This window comes from Aeromonas sp. FDAARGOS 1407, assembly GCF_019048725.1.
Taxonomy (GTDB): Bacteria; Pseudomonadota; Gammaproteobacteria; order Enterobacterales; family Aeromonadaceae; genus Aeromonas; species Aeromonas enteropelogenes.
The window spans coordinates 2,508,260-2,520,237 of sequence record NZ_CP077399.1 but is presented as its reverse complement, the minus strand read 5'-3'; the positions used below and the strand labels follow the sequence as shown (position 1 = coordinate 2,520,237).

General features: G+C 48.1%; 10 protein-coding genes. 4 read left to right on the top strand and 6 right to left on the bottom strand.

Going from position 1 to position 11,978, the window contains the following annotated elements:
• Positions 1-6 precede the first annotated feature (6 nt).
• From fucP to I6L37_RS12130, 6 genes are all read right to left on the bottom strand, one after another.
• Positions 7-1,326, bottom strand: a complete 1,320-nt coding sequence (gene fucP / locus I6L37_RS12155; RefSeq protein ID WP_254203486.1) for an L-fucose:H+ symporter permease — start codon at positions 1,324-1,326, stop codon at positions 7-9.
• A gap of 41 nt (positions 1,327-1,367) precedes the next feature.
• Positions 1,368-2,105: a DeoR/GlpR family DNA-binding transcription regulator gene (locus tag I6L37_RS12150; RefSeq protein ID WP_216991954.1), complete on the bottom strand. Its 738-nt coding sequence runs from the start codon at positions 2,103-2,105 to the stop codon at positions 1,368-1,370.
• Between the two features lie 880 nt (positions 2,106-2,985).
• Complete coding sequence (locus I6L37_RS12145) at positions 2,986-3,387, bottom strand: H-NS family nucleoid-associated regulatory protein (protein ID WP_216991953.1); 402 nt, start codon at positions 3,385-3,387, stop codon at positions 2,986-2,988.
• Positions 3,388-3,873: 486 nt separating this feature from the next.
• Entirely contained in the window at positions 3,874-4,608 is a 735-nt protein-coding gene (locus tag I6L37_RS12140) for an inovirus Gp2 family protein (RefSeq protein ID WP_216991952.1), read from the bottom strand.
• 534 nt (positions 4,609-5,142) lie between these two features.
• A complete protein-coding gene (locus I6L37_RS12135; RefSeq protein ID WP_216991951.1) occupies positions 5,143-6,681 on the bottom strand; it encodes a YfjI family protein in 1,539 nt (512 codons plus the stop codon).
• Positions 6,678-6,950, bottom strand: a complete 273-nt coding sequence (locus I6L37_RS12130; RefSeq protein ID WP_254203485.1) for an AlpA family transcriptional regulator — start codon at positions 6,948-6,950, stop codon at positions 6,678-6,680. The genes I6L37_RS12135 and I6L37_RS12130 overlap by 4 nt, the downstream gene beginning before the upstream one ends.
• Positions 6,951-7,040: 90 nt before the next feature.
• On the opposite strand from I6L37_RS12130, the gene I6L37_RS12125 reads away from it, so the two are divergent.
• The 4 genes from I6L37_RS12125 (at position 7,041) to I6L37_RS12110 (ending at position 11,974) form a co-directional block, all read left to right on the top strand.
• Complete coding sequence (locus I6L37_RS12125; protein WP_216991950.1) at positions 7,041-8,801, top strand: hypothetical protein; 1,761 nt, start codon at positions 7,041-7,043, stop codon at positions 8,799-8,801.
• A gap of 158 nt (positions 8,802-8,959) precedes the next feature.
• Entirely contained in the window at positions 8,960-9,913 is a 954-nt protein-coding gene (locus tag I6L37_RS12120; protein WP_216991949.1) for a DUF932 domain-containing protein, read from the top strand.
• Between the two features lie 94 nt (positions 9,914-10,007).
• Positions 10,008-10,997: a YqaJ viral recombinase family protein gene (locus tag I6L37_RS12115; RefSeq protein WP_216991948.1), complete on the top strand. Its 990-nt coding sequence runs from the start codon at positions 10,008-10,010 to the stop codon at positions 10,995-10,997.
• A complete protein-coding gene (locus tag I6L37_RS12110) occupies positions 10,994-11,974 on the top strand; it encodes a hypothetical protein (RefSeq protein WP_216991947.1) in 981 nt (326 codons plus the stop codon). The genes I6L37_RS12115 and I6L37_RS12110 overlap by 4 nt, the downstream gene beginning before the upstream one ends.
• The last annotated feature ends 4 nt before the right edge of the window (positions 11,975-11,978 follow it).

Here is an 11,978-nt window from a genome sequence, read left to right as displayed (position 1 = left end):
TGATCCTTATGCCTTGTGACCTTTGAAACCGAAGTGGATGAGGTAGATAAAACCGATAAGTGGAATAATGAATGCCATGCGTATGCCAGCCATGTCTGATATTTGACCCATGATGGCTGTCAAAACTGCGCCCCCCAGGATGGCCATGATGAGACAGCTGCCACCAAATTGGGTGTCCTTGCCAAGACCATGTACCGAGAGGCCAAAAATGGTGGGGAACATCAGCGACATACAAGCCGATACGCCAATCAGGCCATAGACTCCGGCCATACCGCCGATCATCATTACCACCAGCAGACAAAGCACTGCGCCAGCGGCAAGCAGCCCCAGCAACCGAGCGGGAGAAATGAATTTCATCAGTGCGGTACAGACGAATCGGCATGCCGAGAAGATCACAATGGAGGCCAGTAGATAGGTAGACGCGTCGGCTTCATTGCCGCCGACTTCTGTCATGACATAGCGGATGGTGTAAGACCAGCAACCGATTTGGGCACCGACATAGAAGAATTGACCAAGTACCCCGCGTACAAAGTGCCGCTTGGCTAACAGGCGGGCAAAACTCCCCTTGAGATCTAGACCGTTGTTATTGGCATCATGGGCAACAGGCATTCGAGTGAAGGCGATCGCCAGCCAGACAGCAACGATAACCAACGCCACGACTACATAAGGCCCCATCACTGCCGCCAGCTCACCGGTTTGAATTTGACCAAGCTCATCGGCTGACATCAGTGCTCGTTCTGCATCGGTGGCTGGATTGAGTTGCGAGAGAATATAGAACTTGCCGATCAGGACCCCGGTAATAGAACCGATGGGGTTAAACGATTGCGCGAGGTTCAGGCGACGGGTTGCTGTATCCTGTGGGCCCATCGCGATGATATAAGGGTTGGCGCTGGTTTCCAGAATGGAAAGCCCACCAGCCAGTACGAAAAGAGACGCAAGGAAGGGACCATATGTCATTATCTGACTGGCTGGGTAGAACATCAGTGCGCCAGTGCAAAACAACCCTAATCCTAATAATACTCCAGCCTTGTAACTAAATCGTTTAATGAAAAGTGCGGCAGGTAATGCTAAACAAAAATAAGCACCATAAAAAGCAGTTTGTACCAAGCCAGATTGCATATCCGTCAAGGTAAATACCTTTTTGAATTGTGCAATCAAAACATCCGTCATGTTATTTGCCAATCCCCATAGCGCAAAACAACTGGTCAGCAGTATGAACGGTATCAATATGCTCCTGGGTACCACCTGATGAGATATACCCATGCTTTCGGGCACAATATCATCGCGACTGTTTTCACAAACAGCGGCTTGGGATGTATTAGCCATAATGTAAACTCCATGTATTTTATTGCGTAGGATATGAGGTTCTATTTTTTGTTGTATCTGTTTAACTGCCTTACATTACTTTCGTTTTTTTCTGTCAGGACTACATCTAGGTCGCTAAATTGACAGATCCTGACAATTCCGGAACGATTTTCTTTATGGGAATCGGCTAGCAATACCTTCTGCTTCGCGGAAGCTAGCATCACTTTCTTGGTCGAGGCATTAATCTCATTGTTTTCCCAAATACCGCTGGTAGCGCTGTATGCTGAGCAGGAGAGAAACAGTGTATCCACCCGGTACTGGCTGATATTGCCACTGGCAATTGTGCCTACAAAGGCTGCATATTTTTCTGAGTATTCACCACCGATGGCGATGGTTTTGATGTTTCTCTTTACTGCAAGGCTCAACACATTTCTAAATGAATTCGTGATCACCGTTAGTGATATATCTGGTAGCGCCTCTGCCAAATACCAACAAGTAGAGCTGGCATCAAGCATGATCATGTCACCTGGTTTAATCAGTGCCAATGCTTTATAGGCAATCAACTTTTTTTCTATAGAACGTTCATGTTTACGTTTATTAAATGCCAAGCCAGCATCTGCATTATCAAGAGATATTGCTCCACCATGCACTCTTTTTACGGAGCCATTGGATTCCAATTCTTGCAAGTCACGTCTAATTGTTTCCGGTGATACAGAAAAACGTTCTGAAAGTTCCTTAACTGTGACTGAACCAGCCTGAACAACATATTTTTCTATATCAACAACGCGAGGTGACAACATAATTAGCCTTGGTTTGTTATGGTGCACTAATTATAAGGGCATGACTCTTGGCATATATGTGATCTGGCGCAGACTTTCCCGGTTGTGAAACGGGCAAGATCCAGACAAAACGGGCACAAAGCCACAAACAAGATGACCATATCTTATTGAAAAATATATATTTGAATGAAAATAGAGCACGCCCAATCATCGTCAATCAACCCACAAACAGGCAGTTTTCAAACGCAGAATATTGAAATAGCTCACAACGAAAAAAGTATGAGAATCCACAGATAACTAAAGAGGCAAGGCTCGCCCTATTGACTTATTGGCTAATATTCTATCTGAAGGATACGCACCTGCCCCCCAAAGACTCGAGGACACTCCATCCAGATCTGTTTATGCTATGACTGTGCAGCCCGTCATTCTTAAAGCCTGCATCGCCTAGCAACAGTGATACGAAGTGCTGTCTTAATTGTTTCCGTGAGTCAGATAGGGTCACTCATCTATGGCTTCATACCTACCAGAATTGATAACTGCCAATGCCAGCCGTAGGTATCCCAGTCCGTACGAACATGGGTATTTGACTTTTACATAACAGAAGTGGTGAATCCCTATCATCTGTATTATTGGGTATAAACATTGGTGTTGTGATGGGATTGATTATCGGTAGTACGGGAGCGAGCTTGGCAAAGGTGAGCCTGCTCAAGTTAATCTTCATAACACCGATGATAAAGGCATACCTCACCGTGAGGTGAGGGGATAGCACTGATTACCTCACCCACTACTGCTTTTATTAATATCAAAAGGGCTTCTGGAAAGAAGCCCCTTAATACGGTAGAAATGAATAAGCTCAAGCTCCTTGAGCTGCTGCATGCAAATCCCCAACAATCTACATCAGTTAGATAAGAAACTCATCCAGCTGACGACCTTGTTCCAATTGTTGCACCAAGAACTTGGGGGTACGACCCTGACCGGTCCAGGTTTTCTCTACACCATTTTCGACATAACAGTATTTCGGGGGCCGAGGTGCTCGCTTGGTTTTAGTCGCAACCGCTGCTGCCGGGGTACTCCCCACCAACTCAGTCGGGTCGATACCAGCTTGAGCCAGCATTGCTTGGAACTCAGCCAGTTTTTGCTGGTGCTCAGCTTGGACTGCTTGCTCTTTCTCTGCCTGCTCCAACCGTTCCAGATAAATCGCTTCAATCTTCTCGTGGGCTTCTTTGACTTGTTCCAGAGACAGCTCACGCAGTGCGGCTCGCAAGCTACGGATGTTCAATAAAACTTTCAAAAATTCACTCATCAATAGCCTCTCGTTCAATAGTTCGAATAATCGTGAAAACACTATTAGTTTCCATAATACAGTATATCAAGCTTACAGATATAAGAACCAGCAATACTGCAGATAACATTTTAATCACACGAATGAATTTTTATCCGCTGTGTAAACATTACACCTGTTAGATAAATAGTACAGTCGCGATGCCATCACGCTGTACCAAGGTCCCTACCGATACAGGCCTTGTATACACTCAAGCGCGAACAAACAATCCCCCTCGTTCTTCCCTATGATGCCGATGTCATCAATGCTCCTGACACATTACAGCACGATTGGCAAAGATGCCTTGATGTCACTCTTTGTGTGTTGCAATGCAGGCTGCAGCCTGGCAATAAATTACGCCATTTCAATGAAATCAAGCGAGATACCCAAAACATACTATTGACTATCAAACACTTTCCTACACTAATGCTGCGCTCGCAGTGATATCGTAGTATGACCTACTACTGGTCATTCCTCCTGCATGAATAACCGCAACAACCTTGTGTGCAAAATTCTTGCCCGTTGCCCAAGAGGCTGAAGGTCTACTTTCTTGACATTACCTATCGCTTGACTACAACTGAAACTACGTGTACTCAGCAATTTAGAATGCAGCTTAAAGAAATATGCAATTCTGAGCAAAAATGCATAATAATTTTCATTGTCCAGCGTAGCATCAACACGAGTAAGCCAATACTGGTTAGCGGGGAAATGTACCAGGGCTTGGTATGCAGAAGGTGAAAGCTGTAAGGCGCTGCACCAGGCTTTACGAATACGTCCCACCATGTTATTTGCATCCGAGCTAGCATAACTGCCAAGAAAGGCATAGTCATCTTTATTAAAAAGTAGAATCAAGTGGTAATGAGGAAAGTCACTTGCATCCTGCTCTTTTACCCAGATATATCCGAAGGGCGCTGGAGTACCCTGCTTACCTTTACGGCGATGTTCTGCTAGCAACTGACTCTCAAGAGACGCAAAGAAGCGCGTAATCGCTTTGGCGTCAGCTCTGGGAAAGCAAGTTGGCATGTCTGGCGCATCCACTGAAACCATCTGAGGGAAATGCAAATCAACACGAATAGCAAAAACGCGTGGAAATACTCTCAAGAAGTCATCAATAACCTCTATTGCCCTTTTCAGCTGTACCGATGAGATCTCACCATACTTGGCATTAGCCTCGGCGAGCAACAGCTCAAACTTATCAGACATAATAATACTCATATTGTAAACGCATAGTCATTCTTGGGAAGGTATGGTTATCCCATGCCAATTAAATGAAAGTGAGTGGTATTTAACTCTCATGAATGAGATGGACATGTAAAATTTTACCGTAGATTATTACTCCCTGTTGTGCATATAGCTAATCGTTTGTACGTCAGATACAAGCCTGATGCATATCTGATTGGTATACACTTCGTCTATATATCACATGCTCTCGTTGGTATACTCTGTGATACACTCTGGTTGTGTATCACTCTCTCCCTCGATATATCTCCTATACCCTCTACCTTGGTATACACCTTGTGTGTATATATATTACTATTACCGAACTTAGCGACCTCCTAAATCACCAGGGAACACGTGATTATTTTAAATAAAACCACAGTAATACCGGATGTTAAGGCAAGAAAGTTACTCTGAACTTAGCTTGCCCTCTAATTTCTGGTTGCAGCCATAAAACCACGCAGATTATTGCAAAGTGACCGTGATAGATATAGCAAGAGCTAGACCCTTATTTTCAGCTTAAATTCCGGTCACGATGCCGTTATTCTGGCTGATGTGGACGAACCAAGTTCTTTTGATTTTATAAACTTGGACCTTCCCCTTCATCTGCAAGCGCTCCAGCGTTCGAGTCAGACGCTGACTATTCCGGAGTCGATTCGGGCCATACTGGCGAATATAATTCTTAGGGATTGATTGGGCATTAAATAGGCAATGATCTTTATGCAGCCATGTCTCTAACTCCAGTTCATCCTCCATCTCTTCGGGCAACGTATCATCAGCCATCAGGTGAATAAATGAATCCAGATAGTAACTAGCCAACTGAATAGCGGCGTACATGGTATGGTCCGACACAATATCATTACCGGTGACAAATGCCTCCAGTACTCCCGCGATCCTCGCCACGTGCTCAAGTTGCTTGGATGCGTAATCACGATATTCATACAAAGCGCCGGATGGACCACTCATTGATTCAATGCGGTTGTATTCAAGTGCCCATCTGTGGGCAGCCTCTGGAGAAAGCGTCAGGCAAACTCGTTCAGCATTTTTATCACGACGTTGAATGCTTTCGTTCAGACGCGTCATTACCCGTGTATGGAACCAGACTAAAGGATTGCTGGTCGCCGTTTTCGTTATCGCCCCACGTTCAAACCGCGAACCGATAGTGGAACTCGGCTGACACAACAGTGTTCTGGCAAAAAAACCGGATGCCCGTGCTCGCAGCCCCTGACGGGCGACATACTCTTTGAACAGCGCAGGTTGTACCATTAGCATCGTGCCAAAACGTGCATCGGTGATGCGGAACATCTCCCCGTTCGCACGATCTACCTCGATTGGTTGAGCGCTCCATAGAGAGTTCAACAAAGGCGTATCATGGAGTAGCTCACCATTGAGGATGCTGCCTGCCTCGTCCGAGAGCAAAACAAGAGACGGATTGCTCTTCCCCAAAGCCTGCTTGACTGCTGCTCTGGTGACATCACTCACTAACAGACGCTTACGCTGCGGTGGGAGCGGTTGCTGAAGCAGGCAATTTTCCAATTGCTGTTTAGCCAACTTCGAAGTCTCTCCTTTGGTCACAGCCTGTTGGAAGGCTTTCTCCAATGCCTTTTGTTCACTTTGCCAGAGACGCTGTGCCACATCGTACTGCTTTTTTTCCTCTTGGTACTGCAACTCCAACTCAGCTTCGAGGTCACGAATAGGCTTCATTAGCAGTTTATCGACCGTGGACTTACGCTCCCCGGATTCCGCCAGCACAACCTGATACAGGGATATGGGAAAGCGCAGGGGGGCCTTAGGTGAGATATCAAACAAGTCCTGACAGCACAGTGCCATCCCACCGAGCAACGAGGAGGCAAGCAAATCCGGCGATGCTTGTGTCTCCTGTTGCAGATAAGCAATGACCTCGCGTAACTCGTTCGGCAGTACGAAGACAGGGAAAGTGAGTAAAGGCAAGCGCAGTGGCTTTGCCTCAACTATCAGCTGAGGTATCTGCAGAGGGGCAATTTGCGGCGTAATGGGCCCTAGCGCTATGGGTTTAAAAGACAGCTGATTACTCATCATGCTTGGTCCTCCTGTGCCGACATCGGATTAGCTTGGGGGCGAGAATCAATCCAGGCCTGAACCGCGCGCGAGCTCCAGCCAACCGAGGCTGCGCCCAATCGGATTGCTCGAGGGAAGCTGGGGTCAAAACGAGGCGACTTCTCGTTCATCCAGTCGTAGAGGGTAGATGGACTCACACCGGTGGTCTTGCTCAGTTCCTTCATTCGTAAAATCCGGTCAATAAGCTCGGCATGGGAAATTACTTCTGATTTGTTCATTACATTGCGCATCTGTGACTCCAGTCGCTGGGGGGTTGAGCGGCACAATGTATAAAATCATTATCAAATTAATGACGGCAGTTTTGCAGAGGCAAGGGAACCATGTCTTTAAAGGAAGTAAAAACAATCGGTTATGATTTTTTTGTGGATCATTTGCTATGGGCGTTAGATCTGTACGATGGCGATAGAAATGCTCGGTTGAAGGAGAAACGAAGCTACACCAGCAAACAAGACATCTACATTGATGAACTTCACGAGAAGCTCATGCAAGCCCTTTGCACCCAAGGCGAAAGCACCACCATACTCGTTAATGGTTTGTTGGATTTTAGTGAGGTGGCCGCCTCCTATTTACTCTCGAAGCCCGTCATTGCGCCCTTAAGTAAAGAACAGATAAACCAGCGCTATGCCAAGCACATCTTGTGCCCACTACTGGTCGCCTATATGGAAATCTTCAGTGAGTTTCATGATGAGTCTCCGTTCATGCGGCATCTAGATGCTCTGCTGTCATCAACAAATGAGAAGGGAGTTGCCTTCGCTGCTCGCAAGATGTTGCTGTCTATCCTCGCGGCTCCGGAATGCGAACATTATCGTGAAGAATTGACGGAGTTTATCCGAGATATCCGGCCAGATAGGACACAACGACGTGCGACCATCGACCAAAAAATTCGCTTAGCCAAAACCACTTGCAATGGCATTGACAAGCCAGAAGAAAAGCAAAAAAGCGTGAGACGACTTACAACGCTTCAGGAAGCGTATACAGCATGCATGGCTGCAATTTATTTTGACATGAAGACTGGATTGGGTTGCCATCTCGCTAATCTGCATAAAATTTCATTAACTGAAAAAATGGCGATTTCTGACATCCGTGTTAGTTCATTAAGCAGTAGCATAATAAAATTCATTGCGACCAAAAAACATATTGAAAGCGCACTACCAAAAGAAACCAAAGTGCATCTCGATAGATTATGGGAAACTGCTGTAAAAGGCGTTCCACTGATAACGAACCTGTACACAATACAAAACATCAACACAATATTTTACTTACTAGGAAAACCAAGATCTTCAATAGGCATAATAACAGACCACAAAAAATCAGAAAAATTCTTTGACCGTGTCGTGACACAAGAAAAAATGTACTATCTCAAGCCGTACGCGTTGATGCTACAGGTGCTATACCACATAAAAAATGAGCGAGTGCAAGAAGCACTGGATTTATTAGAAAGTGAAGGCACATCTTTACTTGATGGTTTGATAGGCTTCCCAGCTTATTATGCCGCTGTTTTATATCTTGGTTTAAAAATAAAAACAAATCCTCTTAAACTGAAAAATGGAAACCTTAATGAATTAATAAAAATCATTCTCGACACACAGGCACTATATTCTGACATTCGGATCGATTCAGCATACCTGCTTGACATGGAGTTTGAATCATTTTTTTCTGATAGTTACACTCACACAATCCTTCGCAGCATAAAAGCATACAACTCAATTATATCAACTAACCTGGGGTCGCACCAAAACCGCTCTCGTTTATCGATTGTTGACACATGGGATGGCGTGGAAGCCTGGTTAGAAAAAACACACGTCAATTTAATTGATGTGCCCACTGAGGAGAGAGCAGATGTTATGAAGTCACTTTTCACAAAAGCGGACAAAGAAAAATCATTCATCACCTACCTGTCCAACTCCACTTTGTATCACTGTGTGAGAGAATTGGATGGTTTTCTCTTCTACCTACCAATTTCGGCTGAAAATCACCCTTACACTCATCGAGTTCGTCAGGATATAGAGTACAGAAAAGATTTACTGCTGGCACTCAACCCTGAGCAATATGCAAAAGATTCAATACACGAACTGGCATGATTTTCTGCTATCCCGCTACTAGTAGCAACTGTAGCGGGAAATATCGCATATCAAATGTATTGACTTTTTGTCATTCATGCGCCCCTCCTGTGTTATCAATTCCAAAATTTCTCACACCTATATTCCATTATTGAATCGATACAATATAGGATGAAAATATGGCTCACTTAATTGACACCATGGCCTACACCGGCCAAACCCCCTGGCATGGCCTTGGCAATCTTTTGCCCCCGCAACAGTCCCTCGATATCTGGCTACAGGCAGCTGGGATGAATTGGACTATCGAGCAGAGTGACGTGATGTTTAACGTCGCCTCCGATGCACTCCATATTCGTCCTTATTCAGGCAGCAAGGTTTTGTACCGCTCTGATAATCTGGAACCTCTGTCGGTTGTTTCACGGAGATATAATGTGGTCCAGCCTCATGAGGTGCTGCATTTTTATCAAGATCTGGTAGAGGTGGGCGGCTTTGAGTTGGAAACAGCGGGCTCGCTCAAGGGCGGCCGCAAATTATGGGCACTGGCTAAAACGGGTCAAGATATGACGCTGAATGGTGGAGACAGGGTGAAATCCTACCTGCTGCTCGCCACCAGTTGTGATGGTACGCTGTGCACCACAGCACAATTTACCTCGTTACGAGTTGTCTGTAATAACACCTTGCAAATGGCATTACGGGATAATAATGGTGCGATCAAGGTTCCCCATTCCACTCAATTTAATGCAGCTGCCGTCAAAGAGGCATTGGGCCTTGGTATGGCAAATTGGGATCGTTTCCAACAAGAGATGACATCGTTGAGCAATCGTCCGGTATCACCCGTGGAAGCCCTTAATTTCTTCGGTGAACTACTCAATGATCCGGCTGGCGATGATGAGAATATTATTCTCAGCCGTCCCGCCCAAAAACTACACGAGCTGTATATGGGCGCAGGTATGGGCTCAGAGCTTGCCAGTTCCCGTAATACCGCCTGGGGGTTGGTTAATGCGGTCACCGAATACGTGGATCACCACCGCCGTGCCCGCAGCCAGGATCACCGGCTCGACTCCGCTTGGTTCGGTCAGGGCGCCCAACTCAAATCCCAAGCCCTGAATCAGGCACTCACTCTGCTGCAGTAATTCCGCTTCCCCATTCAAACCGCATAACGACCTCACCCGGACTGGCGCAAGCCAATCCGGGCGTCGCCATTTATGCCGTCAACAAGGAGTCGTCATGAAAGCAAAAGCCAAATACGGCCAAGCCCTGCGGCTGGCCTCCACTACCCAATTAACCCGCGAGCAGTGGCTCGCTATCCGCAAACTAGGGATCGGCTCCTCCGATGCTGCCGTGGCTGTCGGGCTCTCCCCCTACAAATGCCCGCTCAGCCTGTGGCTGGAGAAGACCGGTCGCAAGGAGCCGGAGGATATCTCCCATAAGGAAGCGGTGTTGTGGGGCATTGAGCTAGAGCCCGTGTTGGCACAGGTCTATGCCAAACGCACAGGCTACAAGGTGCGCCGGGTCAATGCGGTACTGCAACACCCCGAACAACCGTTCATGCTCGCCAACCTCGACCGGGAGGTAGTCGGCCATCCCGATGGGCCGGGCATTCTGGAGATCAAGACCGCCAGCTATCACAGCGCCCCCCAGTGGGAGGAAGGAGTGCCGGTGGCTTACCAGTGTCAGGTACTCCATCAACTGGCTGTTACCGGCCATGCCTGGGCCGAAGTGGCAGTGCTGATCGGCGGCCAGGATTTTCGGATTTACCGCATCGAGCGCGATGAGGAGAAGATCCAGGATCTAACCGAGCGGGAAGCGCTGTTCTGGCAGATGGTGCAACAAGATCAGCAGCCCGAGCCTGACGGCTCCAGTGATGCCGCCAATGCCCTGAGCTGGCTGTTTCCGCGTGACGATGGCCAGACGGTGGATCTCTCCGATTCTCCCGAGTTCAATCAGCTGTTTGGGGAGCTACTGCGCTTGCGTCAGCAAAAGGAAGCTGTCGAGCAACAAGAGTCACAACTCAAACAGCGGCTGCAAGCGACCTTGGGTGAAGCGACAGCCGGGCTGTTTGCCGATGGCAAGATCACCTGGAAGCGCAGTAAAGACCGGCTAGCACCGGATCTCGAAAAGCTCGGTCAGGATCATCCCGACCTGCTCACCCGTTACGTCAAACCGGTACCCGGCGTGCGCCGTTTCACCATTCAACCCTTGAGGCAAACACCATGATCAAAGGACTGGCGATCACCCCGCCCGTGATAGGGCGGATCTCCATCGGCAAGCTGGTGCAAAAACAAGATAAGTGGGTGCCGGAGAAGGACGACAGCTTCACCCTCACCACTCAGGTACAACAAAAAGGGGGATGGTTGCTCCATCCCCTGCATCAACACTACTCATCACAAATGAGTGGTCAAGGGCAGGAGCAAACCAAGATCCGCGCCATTCCAGTGAGGGTGCTGTTCAACGACAGCGACTTGAATCTGCGGGCGGAATACAGCGCCTTTGACCGGCAAACCGGCAGGCCGCTGTGTGTCGGGAATGGGGAGGTGGCAAGACGCGTGGGGGCACAAGGCATGGAGGAGGTCTGCTGCCCTGGACCCGAGCGCTGCGCCTTTGCAGGGCAACAGGGCTGCAAGCTTTACGGGCGACTGAACCTGTTTGTGGAGGGGCAAGGGGATGAGCTGGGCAGCTTTATCTTCCGAACCACCGGCTACAACTCGGTGCGCACTCTGTCGGCTCGACTGAAATACCTGGAGGCCGTGAGCGGTGGTCACACCCGTTATTTGCCGCTCACCCTGCGGTTGCGAGCCAAAAGCACCACCCAGTCCTACCGCACACCGGTCTACTACGTGGATTTGACCTTGCGGGAAGAGACCAACCTGACCGAGGCAATCAGACAGGCACACGAGGCCGCCCAGCGTGACCAAGAGGCGGGACTCGCCATCGACCAGATGGAGCAGGCCGCTCGTGAGTTGCTGCGTAACGGCCAGTTTGAGGATATCGATGAAGAGGTGCCGATGTTGCTGGAGGAGTTCTATCCCGAAGCAAACAGCGACGATACGGCGAATGGAAACGTAGGGGCAGTGGAGGTTGCCTCACACAACGCACCGCAAAGCCAAGTAACCAGAATGCCGCAGAGGCCACAACCAAGAAGGAGTCCACTCACCAACAAATTGGGGAAAGGGAGCCCATCCTCTCCCCAGTGAATGG

Excerpts from the sequence above, each read along its gene's own strand:
- I6L37_RS12140 (WP_216991952.1), bottom strand. The coding sequence starts at position 4,608 with ATGTCTGATAAGTTTGAGCTGTTGCTCGCCGAGGCTAATGCCAAGTAT.
- I6L37_RS12110 (WP_216991947.1), top strand. The coding sequence starts at position 10,994 with ATGATCAAAGGACTGGCGATCACCCCGCCCGTGATAGGGCGGATCTCC.
- I6L37_RS12130 (WP_254203485.1), bottom strand. The coding sequence starts at position 6,950 with ATGCGCAATGTAATGAACAAATCAGAAGTAATTTCCCATGCCGAGCTT.
- I6L37_RS12135 (WP_216991951.1), bottom strand. The coding sequence starts at position 6,681 with ATGATGAGTAATCAGCTGTCTTTTAAACCCATAGCGCTAGGGCCCATT.
- I6L37_RS12145 (WP_216991953.1), bottom strand. The coding sequence starts at position 3,387 with ATGAGTGAATTTTTGAAAGTTTTATTGAACATCCGTAGCTTGCGAGCC.
- I6L37_RS12150 (WP_216991954.1), bottom strand. The coding sequence starts at position 2,105 with ATGTTGTCACCTCGCGTTGTTGATATAGAAAAATATGTTGTTCAGGCT.
- fucP (WP_254203486.1), bottom strand. The coding sequence starts at position 1,326 with ATGGCTAATACATCCCAAGCCGCTGTTTGTGAAAACAGTCGCGATGAT.
- I6L37_RS12115 (WP_216991948.1), top strand. The coding sequence starts at position 10,008 with ATGAAAGCAAAAGCCAAATACGGCCAAGCCCTGCGGCTGGCCTCCACT.
- I6L37_RS12125 (WP_216991950.1), top strand. The coding sequence starts at position 7,041 with ATGTCTTTAAAGGAAGTAAAAACAATCGGTTATGATTTTTTTGTGGAT.
- I6L37_RS12120 (WP_216991949.1), top strand. The coding sequence starts at position 8,960 with ATGGCTCACTTAATTGACACCATGGCCTACACCGGCCAAACCCCCTGG.